General features: G+C 68.7%; 17 protein-coding genes, 1 tRNA gene and 1 pseudogene. 7 read left to right on the plus strand and 12 right to left on the minus strand.

The annotated features are described in order from the left end of the window. Positions 1-148 precede the first annotated feature (148 nt). Together ACIA5C_RS42820 and ACIA5C_RS42825 are read right to left on the minus strand one after the other, a co-directional pair. Positions 149-225, minus strand: a tRNA-Pro gene (locus tag ACIA5C_RS42820). A 73-nt stretch (positions 226-298) separates the two neighbouring features. Then, a complete protein-coding gene (locus ACIA5C_RS42825) occupies positions 299-1,198 on the minus strand; it encodes a metallophosphoesterase (RefSeq protein WP_396065915.1) in 900 nt (299 codons plus the stop codon). A gap of 25 nt (positions 1,199-1,223) precedes the next feature. On the opposite strand from ACIA5C_RS42825, the gene ACIA5C_RS42830 reads away from it, so the two are divergent. Both ACIA5C_RS42830 and ACIA5C_RS42835 read left to right on the plus strand, forming a co-directional pair. Further along, complete coding sequence (locus ACIA5C_RS42830; protein ID WP_396065917.1) at positions 1,224-1,676, plus strand: GatB/YqeY domain-containing protein; 453 nt, start codon at positions 1,224-1,226, stop codon at positions 1,674-1,676. Positions 1,677-1,785: 109 nt separating this feature from the next. Further along, positions 1,786-2,574, plus strand: a complete 789-nt coding sequence (locus tag ACIA5C_RS42835) for a hypothetical protein (RefSeq protein ID WP_396065919.1) — start codon at positions 1,786-1,788, stop codon at positions 2,572-2,574. A 572-nt stretch (positions 2,575-3,146) separates the two neighbouring features. Here the strand turns inward: ACIA5C_RS42835 and ACIA5C_RS42840 are convergent. From ACIA5C_RS42840 to ACIA5C_RS42850, 3 genes are all read right to left on the minus strand, one after another. Beyond that, positions 3,147-3,443, minus strand: coding sequence for a hypothetical protein (locus tag ACIA5C_RS42840; protein ID WP_364102675.1), 297 nt, complete (start codon positions 3,441-3,443; stop codon positions 3,147-3,149). Between the two features lie 78 nt (positions 3,444-3,521). Further along, on the minus strand, positions 3,522-5,708 hold the full coding sequence (locus ACIA5C_RS42845) for a putative bifunctional diguanylate cyclase/phosphodiesterase (RefSeq protein ID WP_396065921.1): 2,187 nt from the start codon (positions 5,706-5,708) through the stop codon (positions 3,522-3,524). Between the two features lie 3 nt (positions 5,709-5,711). After that, complete coding sequence (locus tag ACIA5C_RS42850) at positions 5,712-6,872, minus strand: FIST signal transduction protein (protein WP_396065923.1); 1,161 nt, start codon at positions 6,870-6,872, stop codon at positions 5,712-5,714. Positions 6,873-6,963: 91 nt separating this feature from the next. Between ACIA5C_RS42850 and pyrE the strand changes: the two genes are divergently transcribed. After that, positions 6,964-7,491, plus strand: coding sequence for an orotate phosphoribosyltransferase (gene pyrE, locus ACIA5C_RS42855; RefSeq protein WP_396065925.1), 528 nt, complete (start codon positions 6,964-6,966; stop codon positions 7,489-7,491). Here pyrE and cutA read toward each other — a convergent pair. From cutA to ACIA5C_RS42870, 3 genes are read right to left on the minus strand one after another with little or no spacing between them, the layout of a single operon-like run. Next, complete coding sequence (cutA, locus tag ACIA5C_RS42860; RefSeq protein WP_396065927.1) at positions 7,488-7,814, minus strand: divalent-cation tolerance protein CutA; 327 nt, start codon at positions 7,812-7,814, stop codon at positions 7,488-7,490. The genes pyrE and cutA overlap by 4 nt on opposite strands. Further along, positions 7,811-8,866, minus strand: coding sequence for an aspartate-semialdehyde dehydrogenase (locus ACIA5C_RS42865; protein WP_396065929.1), 1,056 nt, complete (start codon positions 8,864-8,866; stop codon positions 7,811-7,813). Before ACIA5C_RS42865 ends, cutA begins: the two co-directional genes overlap by 4 nt. Before the next feature lie 8 nt (positions 8,867-8,874). After that, positions 8,875-10,140, minus strand: coding sequence for an aspartate kinase (locus tag ACIA5C_RS42870; RefSeq protein WP_396065931.1), 1,266 nt, complete (start codon positions 10,138-10,140; stop codon positions 8,875-8,877). A gap of 166 nt (positions 10,141-10,306) precedes the next feature. On the opposite strand from ACIA5C_RS42870, the gene ACIA5C_RS42875 reads away from it, so the two are divergent. The 4 genes and pseudogenes from ACIA5C_RS42875 to ACIA5C_RS42890 all read left to right on the plus strand — a co-directional run. Continuing rightward, complete coding sequence (locus ACIA5C_RS42875; RefSeq protein ID WP_396065933.1) at positions 10,307-11,083, plus strand: hypothetical protein; 777 nt, start codon at positions 10,307-10,309, stop codon at positions 11,081-11,083. Between the two features lie 182 nt (positions 11,084-11,265). Next, complete coding sequence (gene leuA / locus ACIA5C_RS42880; RefSeq protein ID WP_396065935.1) at positions 11,266-12,990, plus strand: 2-isopropylmalate synthase; 1,725 nt, start codon at positions 11,266-11,268, stop codon at positions 12,988-12,990. A gap of 94 nt (positions 12,991-13,084) precedes the next feature. Continuing rightward, on the plus strand, positions 13,085-13,747 hold the full coding sequence (locus ACIA5C_RS42885; RefSeq protein ID WP_396065937.1) for an HNH endonuclease family protein: 663 nt from the start codon (positions 13,085-13,087) through the stop codon (positions 13,745-13,747). 5 nt (positions 13,748-13,752) lie between these two features. After that, positions 13,753-13,995 (plus strand): annotated as a pseudogene (locus tag ACIA5C_RS42890) (hypothetical protein); the annotation flags it as partial. Positions 13,996-14,182: 187 nt separating this feature from the next. Here ACIA5C_RS42890 and ACIA5C_RS42895 read toward each other — a convergent pair. The 4 genes from ACIA5C_RS42895 to ACIA5C_RS42910 form a co-directional block, all read right to left on the minus strand. Beyond that, positions 14,183-15,220: an ABC transporter ATP-binding protein gene (locus ACIA5C_RS42895; protein WP_396065939.1), complete on the minus strand. Its 1,038-nt coding sequence runs from the start codon at positions 15,218-15,220 to the stop codon at positions 14,183-14,185. Between the two features lie 16 nt (positions 15,221-15,236). Further along, a complete protein-coding gene (locus tag ACIA5C_RS42900; protein WP_396065941.1) occupies positions 15,237-16,304 on the minus strand; it encodes an ABC transporter ATP-binding protein in 1,068 nt (355 codons plus the stop codon). Positions 16,305-16,331: 27 nt separating this feature from the next. Then, positions 16,332-17,333, minus strand: coding sequence for an ABC transporter permease (locus tag ACIA5C_RS42905; protein ID WP_396065943.1), 1,002 nt, complete (start codon positions 17,331-17,333; stop codon positions 16,332-16,334). 117 nt (positions 17,334-17,450) lie between these two features. Further along, positions 17,451-19,229 carry an ABC transporter substrate-binding protein gene (locus ACIA5C_RS42910; RefSeq protein ID WP_396065945.1) on the minus strand — a complete coding sequence of 593 codons (1,779 nt, stop codon included), beginning with the start codon at positions 19,227-19,229 and terminating at the stop codon, positions 17,451-17,453. Positions 19,230-19,315 lie beyond the last annotated feature (86 nt).

The following is a 19,315-nucleotide window of genomic DNA, read 5'->3' on the forward strand; positions in this document are numbered from 1 at the left end:
GCCCGAGGGAGCAACGCCCTGCCAGCACTCCGGTGGCTGAGGTCCCGCCGGAGACGCGGGCCCGACAAGATCCTCTTCCGATCGGCCTGGAGAAGCAGTCAGGCCCGGCCTCCCTGAGCGGAAGACCGGGCCTGACCTGCACTGCTCTTGGTCGGGGTGGCCGGATTTGAACCGACGGCCTCTTCGTCCCGAACGAAGCGCGCTACCAAGCTGCGCCACACCCCGAGCTGCTCCGAAATACTATCCGACGCCCGGGCCCAAGCGAAATCGGTATCCCCCCAAACCCAAAAACCCCAGGTCAGCGCGGTATCAACGTCAACACCGAAGCCTCCGGCCGGCAGCTGAAGCGGATCGGGGCGGTCGGATGAGTCCCTAACCCTGCCGACACGTGGAGCCACGAGTCGGAGCCGGGCCAGCGGTGCAGGCCCTTCGCCATCGACCTGGGCAGGTCGCAGTTGGTCGTCAGAGCCCCGTACCCCGGCACGCACACCTGCCCACCGTGGGTGTGGCCGGCCAGGAGGAGCTCGAACCCGTCCGCCGCCATCGCGTTCAGGACGCGCGAGGCCGGCGTGTGGGTGACGCCGAGGTGCAGGTCGACGCCGGCCGAGGCCGGGCCGGCCACGGACGCGTAGTCGTCCTTTTCGACGTGCGGGTCGTCGACGCCGACCAGTTCGAGGGTGCGGCCGCCCGCCTTGAGGACCGTGCGCGCGTTGTTGAGGTCGGCCCAGCCGGCGTTGACGAACGCGGCCCGGAGGTCTTCGAACGGCAGCTCGACGCCCTGCACGTACTCGTCTTCGCCGGGCAGCACGTACCGCAGCGGGTTGCGCCACACCGGGCCCTTGTAGTCGTTCGACCCGAAGACGAAGGCGCCGGGCACCGACGACAGGAACGGGTCGAGGGCCCGGAGCACGCCGGGAACGGACAGCGGGGAGGCCATGTTGTCGCCGGTCACGATGACCAGGTCGGGGTCGGTGCCGTACAGCCCGGCCACCCAGTCCTGCTTGCGCTGCTGGTCGGGCATCATGTGCAGGTCCGAGATGTGCAGGATGCGCAGCGGCTCGGCGTCCGGTTCGAGGACCGGCACCTCGAATCGGCGCAGGGTGAAAAGGTTGCGTTCGATCAGCGACGCATAGGCAAGGGTCGCGCCGCCGGCCGCCGTGAGACCGGCAGCCAGCGTGATTAGGGAGCGCTTACGCATGTCGGCAAGAGTAGTTTCTCCTGCCATGGGAACGCTGAAGGACCGCCTGAACGAGGACCTCCGCACCGCGATGAAGGGCCGCGACGAGCTGACCACGTCGACGCTGCGCATGGCGCTGGCCGCCGTCCGTAATGCCGAGGTCGCCGGCAAGGAGGCCCACGAGCTCTCCGACGACCAGGTCATCGACGTGCTGAAGAAGGAGGCGAAGAAGCGCCGCGAGGCGTCGACCGCGTTCGCCGACAACAACCGGCCCGAGCAGGCGGCCCGCGAGACGGCCGAGGGCGAGGTCATCGATCAGTACCTTCCGCGTCAGCTTTCCGACGAGGACCTGACGGCGCTGGTCACGACGGCGCTCGGCGACGGCGGTTTCACCGCCAAGTCGCAGATGGGTCCCGCGATGAAGGCGGCCCAGGCCGCCGTCGCGGGCCGGGCCGAGGGCGGAAGGGTTGCGGCTGAGGTGCGACGCCAGCTTTCCTGATGTACGCACGTCGGCTCCCCCAGATGCACCGACCCGGTCGCGTCCATAAACCTGTCCACGTCGCCTCCGCCCCGGCCGACGCCGACCACCCTTAACCCCGGGAGTGTCAATGAACTGCCCACACTGCGGTTCGCCCGCCGTACAGCCGAACGGCACCTGCTCCGCCTGTGGCCGTTCAGCCGGCACACCGAGCGACACGACAGCCCTGCACTACCCACCGCCGGTAGACCCGTTCGCCACATCGGCCCCGCTGACAGGCATCGACCCGCTGGCCCCCTACACCCCGCCGGCCCCCACGCAGGCGTCCCCGAGCGACCCGACGTCAGCCCAGCCAACCTCGGGCACGCCCGGCACCTACCCAACCTCAGCCGCGCCCTACCCGACGCCAACCCCACCCAACGGCGCCGAGCCAGCGCCCGCCCCAGGCCAGCCCACGCCCGGCCAGCCGACGTCAGCGCAGCCCTACCTCGGCCAGCCCGCGTCAGCACAGCCCTATCCGGGCCAGCCGACGTCGGCACAGCAGCCTTACCCGGGCCAGCCCTACCCAGGCCAGCCGACGTCCGGGCAGCCAGGGCAACCCCTCCCGCCGTACACGGCCCAGCCCTACCCAGCCCCCAACCAGCCCTATCCCGGGCAGCCCTATTCCCCTCAGGCCTACGGCCAGCAGCCGTACCCCTACGCACCCCCGCAGTCGACCAGCCAGGCTTTCAGCATCACCGCGTACGTCCTGGCCGCCATCGCCGTCTTCATCGTCCCCATCGTCTTCGGCCTGGCCGCGATCATCTTCGCCGCGATCGCCCGCCGCCGAGGCGAACGAAATGCCCAGCTCGCCATGCGCCTCGCCGTCGCCGGCATGCTCCTGGGCTTCTTCTTCGGCTACCTGGTCCGCATGCTCTGACCCTCGCCGGGTCGGTAAAGCTCCTGATCAAGCGACTAGCACCTGACGACGGACACCGTGGAACCGCCGCGTTGCCGAAATCAGGCCGACTGGTCGAACAGGCTCGCGCAGGGGGCCGGCAAGGGCGGGCTGTTTCAGCTGACCCAAACCTGTGGTCGAGGCTGGCCCTGGACGACGAGCTCAGCGGCCGTCAGGCAAGAACGGCGGCAACTGGCATAACGGCCGCCGGTCCAAGACGGCGTTGACCCAGGTCGGCCCGGTCGAGCTCGCGAGGCCGCGGCATCACGACCCCAGTCGCCATCGGATGAAGCAAGGTGCCGAAACCGCCGAACTCGCCTGAGCGGGGCGGGAGCTTCGAGCTTCAGGCCCATTCGAAGGAAGAGGCCGTCCGTTCAAATCCGGGCGGTGCGCCGGCCTCTTGTCGTGCCAAGGGCTGTCCAAGCAATGCGCCCCGAAAATCGACATTCCCTGTCCGCCAAGCATTGACCCGCGATAAGCGTCCTTCGGCGACGGGTAGGCGGAAACGAAAAGGGGGTACGGCCTAAATCGCCGTACCCCGGAAGGATTTGGTTTTAGAGCGCAAGCTGCGGCCGAACCGGAACCGCTGTCACCGCCGGCCCGGCGCAGCGGGGCGGCAGTTGCTGGGGCACCGAGTATGGCCCGCTCATCGATTCGACCGCCGGGGCGATGGCTGCGCGGTCGTTGAGCTGGATGAGTCGGGCGGCCCGGGCGAGGGAGCCGGTTTCGCCGTCGCGGAAGCCCTCGCGGTAGCCCTTCTCGTAGCGTTCGCCGCGGCCGAGCGCGCGGCCGAGTGCGAAGCAGGTGGAGCCGGCGAGGGCTAGGAGGAAGAACAGTGCGAAGGGTGTCACGGAACGTTCCTTCCGAGGAAAAGCCACTAATTAGGCGAAAAGTACCCCAAAAGGATCTCGCATGTTGGGGAGCGACGATCAAGTACGCAAACGGGTGACTGCGGCCATGGAGTCGAGCTTCGCCGGAATGTCGGAGGGGTCGGCCGGGCGGCACAGGTGATATCCCTGGCCATAAGCGCAGCCCAGGTTGCGCAGCGACGCCAGCTGGGTCACGTTCTCGATGCCCTCGGCCACCGTGCGCAGCCCGAGGATCTGGGCCAGCTCCACGATCGTGCGGACCAGCGCCAGATCCTCCGCGGTCAGTTCGGCCCGGGCGATGAAGGCGCGGTCGATCTTCAGCTCGTCGACCGGCAGTTCGCGCAGGTAGGCGAGCGACGAATAGCCGGTGCCGAAGTCGTCGATCGAGAGCTGTACACCCAGCGAGCGCAACGAGTGCAACGCCGCCTTGCCCAGGTCGGGCTCGCTCATCAGCACCGACTCGGTCAGCTCGAGGGTGACCGCGCTGGACGGCAACCCGGCGAGCGCCAGGGCCCGCATGACGTTGTCGGCGAACCGCGGATGCACCAGCTGGTGGCCGGACACGTTGACGTTGAGCCCCAGGTCCGGGAAGGTCCGCCGCCACTGCGCGACCTGGGTCGCGCTCGTCTCGAGCACCCACTGGCCGATGTCGATGATCAGCCCGAACTCCTCGGCGATCGGGATGAAGTCGACAGGCGAGACGAAGCCGCGGGCCGGGCTGTGCCAGCGGATCAGAGCTTCCACGCCGGCCGGCGTCCCGTCGGCCAGCCGGATCAGCGGCTGGTACTGCAGGCGGAACTCGCCCTCGCGCAGCGCCCGCTGCAGGTCACCGCGCAGGCTCAGGTGGTCGAGCACCTCGGCGTGCATGTACGACTCGTAGATCAGCACTCGGCCCGGTCCGTCCTTCTTGGCCCGGTACATCGCCAGGTCGGCGTTGTGGAGCAGGGTTTCCGAGCGTTCGGCGACCTCGCGCGAGGTGGCGATCCCGACGCTCGCGCCGATGAAGACCTCGCGGCCCGCCACCCGGAACGGCTCCTTGATCGACGCGACGATCCGTTCCCCGACCACGATCGCCGACTCGACCGGGGAGTCGTGCAGGAGGGCGGCGAACTCGTCACCTCCGAGGCGGGCGGTGGTGTCGCTCGCGCGTACGCAACTTCGCAGGCGCCGCGCGACCAGCGCAAGCAGCTGATCGCCCGCGTCGTGACCGAGGCTGTCGTTGACCACCTTGAACCGGTCCAGGTCGATGAACAGCACGCTGGTCGGATCGGTCTCGGTGCCGCGCGAGGCGAGCACCCGGTTGAGGATCTGCAGAAAAAGGGCCCGGTTGGGCAGTCCGGTGACCGGGTCGTGGTGGGCCTCCCGGACCGCTTCGACCGTGCGGGCGTCGGTCAGCGCCAGGCTCACCTGCTGGGCGAACGCGGCCAGCTGATCACGTTCCTCGGCGTGCGTCTCCACCGTGCCCGGCAGGTGGGCGACCAGACTGCCCGCCATCTCGCCGGTCACCCGCACCGGCGCGGCGATCGTCGTGCCGCTGTCGTCCGGCCGGATCAGCACCGTGGCCTGGCTCATCGCGGCCCGGGCCAGGCCGTCCGGGGGCACGATCTCGTCGCCGTACGTCGAGGCCACGGTCAGCCGGCGGTCCGGACCGCCCTCGGCCAGCATCAGCACCACCGTCGACCCGTCCAGCAGGTCGGCCGCGCCGCTGGTCACCGCGTCGAGGATCTCGGGCAGCGGCCGCCGCCCGGAGATCGCCCGCTGGATGGTCAGCAGCGTCTCGACCAGCCGTTGCCGGGTCTGTGCGCTGGTCGCCTGGCGTTCCTTCTCGGCCCGCAGGTGGCGTTCCGCGGTCAGCACCCGCATGCTGCGCAGGTTGAGCCCGAGCACCTGGGCCATGCCCTGGAGCATCTGCCGCTCCTCGGGCTCGAACGACTCGTCGAGCCGGCCGACGATCAGCGCGTCGCCGGCGGCATCCCCGAGCGGGCAGGCCACCGCGTACAGGTCACCGATGCCGGGTGCGATCAGGCGGCCTTCGCCGGTGGCCACGCCATGGAGCGCCCCTTCCGGGGCCGCACCACCGAAGCCGTACGCGCCGTGCACCCGACCGTCCCGCACGACGGCGCCGACCTCGGCCTCCACCATTTCGACCGCGCGCTCGACCGCGTCGCGGATCGCCTGGTCCTCGTTCTCGGCCGCGTTGACCGCCGCGAAGTATTCGGTGAGCAGGCGGGTTGACCAGTTGAGCATGGGCTACGCCAGGGCGAGGGTGACCAGGGTCAGATGGTGCATGCCGCTGGCGCCGCGCACGCGGGCGATCTCCCCGGTCGTGTAGAAGCCGGCGAACGGCGCGTCTCGCAGACCCTTCCGCAGAATTGCCAGTTCCTCGTCGAGCCCACCCTCGATCAGACCGGCCCGGCGCCCGGCGCAGTTGAACGCCAGCGCACCCAGCGGGGTCAGCCCGTCGAGGTGCGAGAGCGCGTCGGCGCACGACTGGGCGGCGCCGTTGAGCAGGTCGTGCCGGTCCGCCTGCATGATCCAGACGAGTGCGCCCTGGGTCATCTCGGCCGTGCCCCACACCGAACGCTCGTCGTCGTCGCCGGCGTGGATCACCCGGATGTCCTCGCCGTTGCGCCGGGACAGCCCGAGCGGCTGCAACTGGCCGCGCTGCTTGAAGAACTCCTCGGCCGTGCCCTTGAAGTTGTTGCGGTGCAGCAGCACGTCGAGGGCGGGCTTGTCGTCGAGCTTGAAGATGTGCGGGCCCTGACTCTTGCTGACGATCATCGGTTCGCCGACCTTGTGCCAGCCGTGGGCGATCCCGATGCCGATGGGTGCGTCCGAGCCGAGCGCGAGACCGACCACCGAGCCGGTGAGGATGCGGTCGTCGAGGAACTGGAAGTCGCCCTCGAACTGGTTGTCGTCGCCGCCGAAGCCCCCGACCAGCGGGACCGTCGCACCGATCTCCGTGTACGCGCCGCGGACGATCTCGTGCGGGACCGCCGCCAAGCCTTCGACCAGCATGATGAGGACCTTGTAGTCGTCCTTCATGCCCCGCACCGTCTCGGCGATCAGCGCGCCGGTCGCCCGCTGCCCATGCTCCTTGATCTTGGCCGCACGCGTCCGGACGTTGAAACCGTCGCCGCCGAGCGCGGCGATCGCCACACCGCCCAGGGTTGCCGCGTCGCTGCTCAACTCGCCGTGGGTGGTGCTGCCGACGATCGCGGCGTCCGGGCCCGCCTCGGCTCGCACGCCGGCCAGCAGGGCCGGCAGATCGTGGGCGATCGAGCAGAAGACGAAGACGGCTTTGGGCGTACGGCCGCCGATCGCCTCGGCCGCGGCCTGAGCGCCCGCCGTACCGGAGTCGGACACGCTGCTGTGCCCGACGCCGAACCACCGGTGCGGGTTAGTCTGCATGATCTTCTGATCGGCACGGTTTGTCGGTTGCTGAGTGGTTGTCAGTGGGGTGCTGTCTGACGTTCCGGACCGGCCTGCGAGGCTTGCCTGCGTGACTGACTCTGACCTTGCGCGGCAGGTCCGCGCCGTGAGCCGGCTGACCGGTGACTTCGTCCTGCGCTCGGGACGCGTCGCGAACGAATACTTCGACAAATACCAGTTCGAGGCCGACCCGGAGCTGCTCGACCGGCTCGCCGCCGACATGGCTGTGCTCGTCCCCGAGGGCACCGAGGTGCTGGCCGGCCTCGAGATGGGCGGCATCGCGGTGGTGACCGCGGTGGCCCGGCACGCGAAGCTGCCGACCGCATTCGTCCGCAAGGAAGCCAAGAAGTACGGCACCGCCCGTCTCGCCGAGGGCGCCGAGGTGGCCGGCCGCCGGGTGCTGGTCGTCGAGGACGTGGTGACGTCGGGCGGTCAGGTCGTCATCTCGACCAACGAGCTGCGAAAGCTGGGCGCGCACGTCGACCACGCCATCTGCGTGATCGACCGCCAGGAGGGCGGCGCCCAGGCCCTGGCCGCCGACGGCATCAAGCTGCGGGCCTTGCTGACCCGCGCCGACCTCGAAGCGTCAGCCGCCTAGTCGTCCCGCGTTTCCCGGCGTACCCACTCGAGGTATGCCGGGTTGCCGGCCACGATCGGCAGTGCCAGCACGCACGGCACCTCATAAGGGTGTTCGGCGTCGGCCCGCGCGACGATGCGGTCGACCAATGACTGCCGCGTGTGCAGCGCCACCCGCGCCTCCGGGTCGTCGTGCACCGCGCCGTCCCACCGATAGATCGAGCGGATCGCCGCCACCTCCTGCCCGCACGCGGCCAGCCGGTCCTCGACCAGGCGGCGGGTGAACGCGGCCAGCCAGGAAGAGTCGGCCGCGGTGATCACGACCTCGCAGATGTCGTCCGTCATTTCTTGATCTCGGCGCCGAGCAGCTCCGCGATCTGCACCGTGTTGAGCGCGGCTCCCTTGCGCATGTTGTCGCCGGTGACGAAGAGGTCGAGGGCCCGCGGGTCGTCCATCGCCCGCCGGATGCGGCCGACCCAGGACGGATCGGTGCCGACCGCGTCGATCGGCATCGGGAATTCGCCCGAATCGGGGTCGTCGACCAGGATCACCCCGGGGGCGTTGCGCAGCACCTGGCGGGCGCCTTCGGCGTCGACCTCGGAGCCGAAGACGGCGTGCACGGCGATCGAGTGCCCGGTCACGACCGGCACGCGTACGCACGTGGCCGACACCTTGAGAGCCGGGATGCCCAGGATCTTGCGAGACTCGTTGCGCAGCTTGAGTTCCTCGGACGACCAGCCGAGCGCCTCCGGCGCGCCCGACCAGGGCACCACGTTGAGTGCGAGCGGCGCCGGGAACGGACCGAGATCGTCGCCGACCGCCTGGCGCACGTTGCCCGGCCGGGAGCCGAGCAGCCGGTCGCCGGCCACCTTGCTCAGCTGGTCGTGCAGCGTGTCGACGCCGACCTGACCGGCCCCCGACGCGGCCTGGTAGGAGGCGAGCACCAGCTCGCGCAGGCCGTACTCGTTGTGCAGCGGGCCGATCGCCATGATCATGGCCATCACCGTGCAGTTGGCGTTGGACACGATGCGGCGCGGCCGATGGCGCAGTGCCTCCCGGTTGACCTCGGGGACGACCAGCGGCACGTCGGGCTCCATGCGGAACGCGGCCGAGTTGTCGACCACGATCGCGCCGTGCTCGGTGGCGATCGGTGCCCACTCGAGCGAGACCTCGTCGGGCACGTCGAACATCGCCACGTCGACGCCGTCGAACGCCTCCGGCGTCAGCTCGCGGACCGTGAGTTGTTCGCCGCGGCACGCCAGTTGCCGACCGGCCGACCGCGCGGACGCGATCAGCCGGACCTCACCCCAGACGTTGCGCCTCGACGTCAGCAATTCGAGCATGACTGTCCCGACGGAGCCGGTGGCTCCGACGACGGCGAGCGTGGGCTGCGCCACGGCCGCTCTTAGCGCCCGCTGCCCGCGTAGACGACCGCGGTCTCGCCGCCGCCCAGCTCGAACTGCTCGTGCACGGCGCGCACCGCGGTCTCGAGGTCGGTGTCGCGGCAGACCACCGAGACCCGGATCTCCGAGGTCGAGATCATCTCGATGTTGACCCCGGCCTCGCCGATGACCGCGAAGAACGTGGCCGCGACGCCCGGGTGCGACCGCATGCCGGCGCCGATCAGCGACACCTTGCCGATGTGGTCGTCGAACAGCAGGCTCTTGAACTTGATCTCTTCCTTGATCTTGTCGAGAGCCGCCATCGCGGTCGGGCCGTCGGCCTTGGGGAGCGTGAACGAGATGTCGGTGCGGCCGGTGCCCTCGGTCGACACGTTCTGCACGATCATGTCGATGTTGATCTCGGCCTGGGCCACCGTGTTGAAGATGCGACCCGCCGCGCCCGGCTCGTCGGGCACCCCGACCACCGTGATCTTCGCCTCGCTCGGGTCGTGGGCGACCCCGGTGATCAGCGCTTGCTCCACGTCAGGGTCCTCCATCGAGCCGGTGACGAGCGTGCCTTCTTTGTTCGAGTACGAAGAGCGTACGTGGATCGGCACCTTGAAGCGGCGCGCGTATTCCACGCATCGCAACATCAGCACCTTCGCCCCGCCGGCCGCGAGCTCGAGCATCTCCTCGTAGGTGATGCGCTTGATGTGCCGGGCGTCGCCGACGATGCGCGGGTCGGCGGTGAAGACGCCGTCCACGTCGGTATAGATCTCGCACACGTCGGCGTGCAGGGCCGCGGCCAGCGCCACCGCCGTGGTGTCGGAGCCGCCGCGCCCGAGGGTCGTGATGTCCTTGGTGTCCTGCGAGACGCCCTGGAAGCCGGCCACGATCGCGATCGCGCCCTCGTCGAGCGCGGTGCGCAGGCGGCCCGGCGTCACATCGATGATGCGCGCCTTGCCGTGGGTCGAGGTGGTCAGGACGCCGGCCTGCGAGCCGGTGTAGGACCGGGCCTCGTAACCCAGGTTGTGGATCGCCATGGCGAGCAGCGCCATCGAGATGCGCTCGCCCGCGGTGAGCAGCATGTCGAGCTCACGGCCGGGCGGCAGCGGACTGACCTGGTTGGCCAGGTCGACCAGCTCGTCAGTGGTATCGCCCATCGCCGACACGACGACCACGACGTCGTCTCCGGCTTTGCGGGCCGCCACGATGCGCTCCGCCACACGTTTGATCCGCTCCGCGGTCGCGACGGACGAGCCGCCGTACTTCTGCACCACCAGGGCCACGGGAACCAATTCCTTCAGGTCAGGTCAGTCGCAACCACATTAGTCGCGGGGGTCGCACCGGCCGACAGGCGATCCCAGATTCCGGCGTGTGCACCGCAACACGCCGGGCCTCGGAGGCGAGAATGTCTCGGTGAGCCCACCCTCGATGTCTCGACGCGGTTTGTCCGTGTCGTTTACCGCCCTGCTGATCCTGGGCCTAGCGGCGTGCGGCCACGACGATCCGGCCCCCGCGCCGACCACGCCGCCGCCCTCGCCGGCCGACGACGCCCCGGACGCCCGCGCCGACCTGGCCGGGCTGGCGACGCTGGCCCAGGACCACGCCTATGCCGCGCTCTACTCGATCGACGACGGTAAGGGCATCGCCCGCAACGTGGTCGCCACGGCCGCGGCCGACGGCACCTGGCGGGTGGACGTCGCGGGCGGCGTGCTCGGCGGCGCGGCCGATGTCACGATCGTCTCGACCAAGGCCGGCGTCTACCAGTGCTCGGTGAGCTCGCCGCAGCAGCCGATCACGCCGGCCTGCGTTCGGGTGGCCAACCCGGGCAAGAAGGTGCCGGCCGCCTACGACCCCGAGGTCGAGCGGTTGTTCCGGCCCGCGCTGAACGTCTTCACCGACCGGCAGGCGCCGCTCTCGGTCGGCGCGGTGCAGCCGCTGACCGGGGCCAAGGGCAGCTGCTTCTCGGTCGACACGATCGCGGCCGCGCTGAGCGCACCGGTCGACGTCGGCATCTACTGCTACCAGCCCGACGGCCTGCTCACCGCTGCCCGGGTCGGCTTCGGCACGCTGACCCTGGTCAGCACCGGCGCCGGTCCGGCCACCGTCACGCTGCCCGGGCCCGAGGTGCAGGGACAGCCGATGAGTACGGACAGCCCGTCGCCGCCACCGGTACCGACCGGCGGACCGTCCCTGCCGCTGCAACCGAGCATCCCGCCGGCGCAGTAGGGCTGTTCTCACGATCCGGGCGTACAGTTAGCCACGCTAAAGATGATCACGTAGGGTGATGGCGATATGTGGCACGGACTCCTTCTTCGCTGCCGCGACGAGGCCCCATTCCAGGCCGGCACCTCGTCGCGGAGTTGACGCGCGCCGCCTGACCAGGTCTCGCCCTTTCAGGAGCACCCGCCATGTCCGATCCTTTTAAAACTCAGCGTCCTAGCGCCATGCCGTTCGAGCGCTACCAGCCCTACCAGGAACAGTTCTCCATCTCGCTGCCCGACCGGCAGTGGCCCGCCCAGGTCGTCGAGAAAGCCCCGCGCTGGTGCGCGGTCGACCTGCGCGACGGCAACCAGGCACTGATCGACCCGATGTCCCCCGAGCGCAAGCGCCGCATGTTCATGCTGCTGGTGGGGATGGGCTACAAGGAGATCGAGGTCGGCTTCCCGGCCGCGTCGCAGACCGACTTCGACTTCATCCGCCAGCTGATCGAGCAGGATCTGATCCCGGACGACGTCACCATCCAGGTCCTGACCCAGTGCCGCGAGCACCTGATCGACCGCACCTTCGAGTCGCTGCGCGGAGCCAGGCGCGCGATCGTCCACATCTACAACTCGACCTCGGTGCTGCAGCGTCGCGTGGTCTTCGGCCTGGAGAAGGACGGGATCACCGACATCGCGACCAGCGCGGCCCGGCTGTGCAAGAAATACCAGGAGATCCACACCCCGGACACCGACATCTTCTATGAATACTCGCCGGAGTCCTACACGGGCACCGAACTGGAGTACGCGCTGGAGATCTGTTCGGCGGTGATCGAGGTGATCGACCCCACTCCCGACCGGCCGCTGATCATCAACCTGCCGGCCACGGTCGAGATGGCCACCCCGAACGTCTACGCCGACTCCATCGAATGGATGCACCGGCACCTGCCCCGGCGCGAGTCGGTGATCCTGAGCCTGCACCCGCACAACGACCGCGGCACCGCGGTGGCGGCCGCCGAGCTGGGCCTGCTGGCCGGCGCCGACCGCATCGAGGGATGCCTGTTCGGCAACGGCGAGCGCACCGGCAACGTCGACCTGGTCACGCTGGGGCTCAACCTGTTCTCCCAGGGCATCGACCCGATGATCGACTTCTCGGACATCGACGAGGTCAAGCGCACGGTCGAATACTGCAACCAGCTGCCGGTGCACGAGCGCCACCCGTACGTCGGTGACCTGGTCTACACCGCGTTCTCCGGCTCCCACCAGGATGCGATCAAGAAGGGCTTCGCGTTCCTGCAGGCCGACGCGGACGCCGCCGGGGTCGACATCGAAAAGTTCACCTGGGGCGTGCCCTACCTGCCGATCGACCCGAAGGACGTGGGCCGCAGCTACGAGGCGGTCATCCGGGTCAACTCGCAGTCCGGCAAGGGCGGCGTGGCGTACATCATGAAGGAGGAGCACAAGCTCGACCTGCCGCGGCGGCTGCAGATCGAGTTCTCCGGCGTGGTGCAGCAGCACACCGACGAAGAGGGCGGCGAGGTCGGCCCGCAGGAGATGTGGGACATCTTCGCGGCCGAATACCTGATCGACCACCAGATCGGCGCCGCCTTCAAGATGGAGCGTTACAGCACCGCGACGGTGGACGGTAAGGTGGAGATCGACGTCGAGGTGATCCACCGCGGGGCGCGGCGGCCGCTGGTCGGCGTCGGCAACGGCCCGATCGACGCGTTCGTGCAGGCCGTGGTGCCGCTGGGCATCCAGGCCCGGGTCCTCGACTATGCCGAGCACGCGCTCACCTCGGGCGGCGACGCGCAGGCCGCGGCGTACGTCGAGGTCGAGGTCGGCGACCGCACGGTGTGGGGTGTCGGCATCGACGCCAACATCGTCAGCGCCTCGATCAAGGCGGTAAACAGCGCGATCAACCGCGCGAGGTAGTAAGTCACTCCCGCGAGCCCTCGGGCTCGCGGGAGAATCCGCGCGGGGATGACGAGTCGGGCAGATCGGACGCCTCGCCCTTAGGCTGGCGTACGTGGCAACGCGTACTCCTCAATGGACTTTGGCCCTTCTGACCGCCGCGACCCTCATGCTGACCAGCGCCGGTTGCAAAGTGCAGGCGGAGCCCGGAGGCTCCGCCACGGTCAACCCGCACGTGACCGCGACCGGCAACACCAAGACCGCCGCGCAGCAGCTCGACAAGCTCGTGGTCGGCAAGCCCGCCTCGATGAAGGGCTACAGCCGCGAGAAGTTCCCGCACTGGAGGAGCACGGGCAAGAACTGCGACGTGCGCGACTCGGTCCTCAAACGCGACGGCACCAAGGTCAAGCTGTCCGGCTGCAACGTGGTCGCGGGCACCTGGAAGAGCGCCTACGACGACAAGACGCTGAGCTCGCCGACCCAGGTCGACATCGATCACGTGGTGCCGCTGGCCAACGCGTGGCGCTCGGGCGCCGCGTCGTGGACGACCGACAAGCGCGAGGATTTCGCCAACGACCTCGACGACCCGCAGCTGGTCGCGGTGTCGGCCGGCTCCAACCGGTCCAAGGGCGACCAGGATCCGTCGACCTGGAAACCGCCGTCGACCGGCAACTGGTGCCACTATGCGGAAAGCTGGATCGCGGTGAAGACCCACTGGAAACTCACGGTCACCACCGCGGAGAAGTCCGCGCTGGCCGACATGTTGGAGAAGTGCTGATGGATTCGAAGACGAGCGACCTGGTCCCCGGACCGGGCGGGGTGATGACCGACGAGGTCGGCGTGATCACCGGCGAGCTCACGCTGCGCAGCGAGCTGGACGGCGGCAAGCTCACGCTCCGCGTGCAATACAAGGAAGCCGACGAGTGGTACGTGGTGACCGGAGGCAAGGCGACCCTCAAGGACCCGGCCGACCTCGACGCGGTTCATCAGGTCGTCGTCGGCGTCCTCAACCGACCCGAGAGCTGAGCCTCAAAGATCAAGACCAAGGGACGGCCGCCCACGATTCCGCGAGCGGCCGTTCCCGTACGCCGTAAGCCCGTGACCGCCGAGCGGCCCGTACCTCTCGAGCCGGACCGCCAAGCGACGGCCGACCCGCTTCCCGTACCTCCCGAGCCGGACCGCCAAGCGGCGGCCGACCCGCTTCCCGTGCCGGTCAGGCCGGTGCCGCCGCGGGCCGGCGACCGGCGACCGCCTCGTCCTCGACCACCGGGAAGTGGCAGGCGGTGCGGTGGCTCTCCGGGTCGTCGAGCCGGGTGACCAGCGGTGGCTCCTCGGTCGCGCAGATGTCCTGCGCCTTCCAGCAGCGCGTGCGGAACCGGCAGCCGGAGGGCGGGTTGATCGGGCTCGGCACGTCGCCGGTGAGCAGTACCCGTTCCCGCTGGGCCTTGTCGCGACGGGTCGGGTCGGGCACCGGCACGGCCGACATCAGCGCCACCGTGTAGGGGTGCCGGGGATTCTTGTAGAGATCTTCGCGCTCGGCGATCTCCACGATCTTGCCGAGGTACATGACCGCGACCCGGTTGGAGATGTGCCGCACCACCGACAGGTCGTGGGCGATGAAGACGTAGGTCAGGTCGAACTCGTGCTGCAGGTCGTCGAGCAGGTTGACGACCTGGGCCTGAATCGACACGTCGAGCGCCGAGACCGGCTCGTCGGCCACGATCAGCTTGGGCCGCAGGGCCAGCGCCCGGGCGATACCGATGCGCTGCCGCTGACCACCGGAGAACTCGTGCGGGTAGCGGTTGTAGTGCTCGGGGTTGAGCCCGACCAGTTCCAGCAGTTCCTGGACGGCCTTCTTGAGGCCGTTGGGGGTCGGGATCCCCTGGATCTGCAGCGGCGCCGCGATGATCGTGCCGACCGTGTGCCGCGGGTTCAGCGACGAGTACGGGTCCTGGAAGATCATTTGCACGTCGCGTCGCAGCGGCCGCATCTGTCCGACCGACTTGTGACTGACGTCCTGCCCCTCGAAAACAATCTTGCCGCCGGTCGGCTCGAGGATGCGGGTGAACAGCCGGCCGGCGGTCGACTTGCCGCAACCGGACTCGCCGACCAGGCCCAGCGTCTCGCCCAGGCGCACCTCGAGGTCGATGCCGTCGACCGCCCGCACCGCACCGACCTGCCTTTTGAACAGGCCCTTCGTGATGGGGAAGTGCTTCTCCAGCCCGGTCACCTCGAGCAGGTTCTCGCTCATCGTCAACTCACTCCGCTCAGAGGTTCGGCAGGATTTCCTGCTGGAAGATCTTGGTGCGGTCCTCCTGCGGCAGGTGACACGCCACCGAGTGGGTCCCGCCCCGCAGCACCGGCACCTCGGTGAACGAGCGGTTACCGTTGCGGCCCGCGTACGGGCAGCGAGGGTGGAAGGCACAGCCCGACGGCAGATTGATCAGGCTCGGCGGGGTGCCCTTGACCGGCGTCAGCCGGTCACGGACGTCGCGGTCCATGCGCGGCATCGAACCCAGCAGACCCCAGGTGTACGGGTGCTGCGGGCTCCGGAACACGTCGACGGCCGGGCCCTTCTCGATGATCTTCCCGCCGTACATGACCAGGACGTCGTCGGCCAGTTCGGCCACCACCCCCAGGTCGTGGGTGATCATGATGACCGCCGATCCGAACTCTTGCTGAAGATCCCGGATCAGGTCGAGGATCTGCGCCTGCACGGTCACGTCCAGGGCGGTGGTCGGCTCGTCGGCGATCAGCAGCGCCGGGTCGTTGACCAGCGCCATCGCGATCATCGCGCGCTGCCGCATGCCGCCCGAGAACTGGTGGGCGTAGTCGTTGAAACGGCGGGCCGGCTGCGGGATGCCGACCCGCTCGAGCATCTCGATCGCACGCTCGCGCGCGACCTTCTTGTTTGCGCCCGGGTGGTGCACCCGGTACGCCTCGACGATCTGCGACCCGACCGTGAAGTACGGGTGCATGGCGCTCAGCGGGTCCTGGAAGATCATCGCCATCTTGCCGCCACGCAGCTGCCGGACCTGCTCGTTGGTCGCGGTGACCAGTTCGTCGTCGTCGAGCCAGATCTCCCCGCTCACCTTGGCGTTGCTGCGGGTGCGGTGCAGGCCGAGCACGGCCAGCGAGGTGACGCTCTTGCCGGAGCCCGATTCGCCCACGATGCCGAGCGTCCGGCCGCGTTCCACGGCGAACGATGAGCTGGTGACCGCCTGCACGATGCCGTCGTCCGTCTCGAACCGTACGGTGAGGTCCTTGACGTCGAGGAACGGACGTTGCGCGGTCCCGCCCGGCGTGGCCAGGCCGGCCAGCGAATCAGTTGACATGGTGGTTCCCTTCTCGGTCCGGCCTGTTCAGCCCAGTCGCACGCGGGGGTCGATCACGCCATAGAGGAGGTCGACGACCAGATTCATGACGACGATGAAGAACGCGGCGAACAGGGTGACTCCCAGGATGATCGGCAGATCGTTCTGCCGGATCGCCGTGAGCGCCTGATAGCCCAGGCCACGCAGGTTGAACACCGCCTCGGTGAGCACCGCGCCGCCGAGCAACGTGCCCAGGTCCAGGCCGAACACCGTTACCAGCGGCGTGAGGCCGGAACGCAGCCCGTGCTTGCCGATCACCATGCGCTCGCGCAGGCCCTTCGCTCGGGCCGTCCGGATGTAGTCCTCACCCAGCGTCTCCAACATGTTGGCGCGGGTGAGCCGGGCGTAGGTGGCGGCGAACAGCAGAGCCAGCGTCACCCAGGGCAGGACGAGCCCCTGGAACCACTCGAGCGGGTTCTGCAGGATCGGTGTGTAACCGGCTTCCGGGAACCAGCCCAGCTGGTACACGAAGATCAGCAGAGCCAGCTGGCCGGTGAAGTAGATCGGCAACGAGACGCCACCGAGCGCGATGGTCATCACGGTTCGGTCCAATATCGTGCCGCGTCGTAGCGCGGAGATCACCCCGAAGACGACGCCCATCAGGACCCAGACCACGGCCGCGCCGGCCGCCAGCGAAAGCGTCACCGGAAGGTCGCTGACCAGCAGCGGCCAGACCTCCTGGTTGGTCTTGAAGGAGTAGCCGAGGCAAGGCGCCGGGCAGTGCTGCACGTCCGGACCGTTGGCGTAGTCGCGGCCGGCCACCAAACCCTTAACGAACTTGCCGTACTGCACCAGGATCGGGTCGTTCAAGCCGAGCTTGATGCGGATGCCCTGGACCGCTTTCGCGTCCGCCTGCTTGCCGATGTAGAGCAGGGCGGGATCGTTGCCGGTGATCTTCGGGACCATGAAGAACACGAAGAACGTCACCAACGTCACCGCTAGTAGCGTGAGGATGGCGTTGACGATCCGCCGGATGAGATATGCCAACACGGAACTCGGCCGAACGCTGGGCGGGCGCCGATTCCTCGCGGAACCGGCGCCCGCCCAGCGGGGGCGGCCTTCACCTGCCCTTCGAATGACCCATTGGTGCGTTGGGTGAGTGAACGGCTATTTACCGTCGTCCACGCCGAGTGCCTGGAAATCAATCATGGCAAGACCCTGGTGCTCGTACACGTTGGTCAGACGCGGGTTGCGGTAGTTGAGCGCCCGGTCGAACACGAACGGAAGGTAGTACGCGCCTTCCATGATCTTCTGGTTGATCTGCGCGTAGATCGCGCCCGCCTTCGTCGGGTCCGCCTCGGCCAGCGCCTGGTCGAAGAGGCCGTTGATGGTGGGGTCGTTGATCTCCGGCAGGTTGTAGTTGCCGTTCTTGGCAATGAACTTGCCGTCGGCCAGGGCAGCGAGGAATCCGAAACCGGTGGGGAAGTCGGCGCCCCAACCGGCGATCATGATGCCGTAGCCCTTCTTGTGCACGTTGTCCGGCGAGCCCACCACCGAGGCGATCTGCGAGCCGTCGTACTGCTCGATGGTCGCGTTGATGCCGACCGCCTTGAGCGCGGCCTGCAGCGCGGTCGCGGTCGCGATCTCGGCCGGCTTGTTGTTCCGCACCGCGATCTTGGTGTCGAAGCCGGCCGGCTTGCCGCACTTGGCCAGCTCCTGCTTCGCCAGGTCGATCTGCGCCTTGCCCTGCTTACGGTTGTACGGGTCGTAGTTCGGGTCCGAACCGAGGATGTTCGGCGGCAGCATGTTCGTACCGATGTCACCACCGGCGATCGGGCCACCGCGGGCCGCCTGCAGCGAGGTCGGGTCCGACGCGTAGATGACGGCCTTGCGGCAGTCGACATTGTTGAACGGCGCGACGGCCTGCGACATCGCCGCGTACCGGACGAAGCCGGTGTTCGGGTCGTCCGAGTTCGCCTTCAGCTTCGGGTCCTGCAGGATCTGCGTACGGGCCTGAGCCTGCACGCCGCTCTGACCGGAGTCGAGGTCGGCCGTGCCGGCGATCAGGCGCGAGTCCATGTCGTTGGCGTTGGTCGTGATCGTCAGCGCGACCTTGTCCGGCAGCGCCTTGCGAACCGGGTCGACCGCACTGCTCCAGTTCGGGTTGCGAACCAGCGAGTAGCTCTTGCCCGGCTGGACACCGCCCGGCGCGAACATGTACGGACCGGACGACGCCGGGGAGAGCGAGTACTTCGCGCCGGTGTCCCGCTTCTGCGGCACCGGGGCGCCGATCGGCATCGAGATCATGTACGGGAAGTTCGCGTCCGCCTGGGTCAGGTTGAAGACGATCGTCGTGTCGTCCGGCGTCTGGACGGCCTTCAGACCCAGCTTGTCCGGCGACTTGTCCTTGTACGGGCCGGGGTAGTTCTGGCCCTGGTCGAGCTCCTGGATCGCGTACAGCGGGCCACCCGGCACAACGTCCTGAGCGAACGTGCGCTCGATGCCGTACTTGATGTCCTTGGACGTGATCGGGGTGCCGTCGTCCCACTTCAAACCGCTACGCAGCTTGTACGTGTAGGTCTTGTTGCTGTTGGTGATCGTCGGCGCGGCCTCGGCCAGGTCGGGCACCAGCTGCAGACCGTCCTTGCCGGGCTTCGGCGCGTACGTCATCAGCGTCCGCGCGAACAGCCGGTCGAAGTTGATGGTCCAGGCGTAGTACGAGATCGCGGTGTCGAAGGAGTCGGCGTCCTGTGAGCTCCACAGGTTGAGCGTGCCGCCCTTCTTGTCGCTGGGGTTCACGACGCCGGTCACCGCGGCGTTATAGGCCGAGCCCCCTCCGGAGGAACTGTTGTTGCTCTTCGAGCCGCCGCTGCCACCGCATGCGGCGGTCAGCCCCATAGCGACGAGGGCCGTGCCGGCCATCATCACTTTCGTCTTGCCTGCCACCTGTTCTCCTACCTCCTGATGCGGCGGCCACCTGGCGCGGTGTCCGCAGAAATCGCACGTCTTGCTGGCCACCCGAGGGTGGCCGG

The organism is Actinoplanes sp. NPDC051343 (assembly GCF_044455125.1).
GTDB lineage: Bacteria > Actinomycetota > Actinomycetes > Mycobacteriales > Micromonosporaceae > Actinoplanes.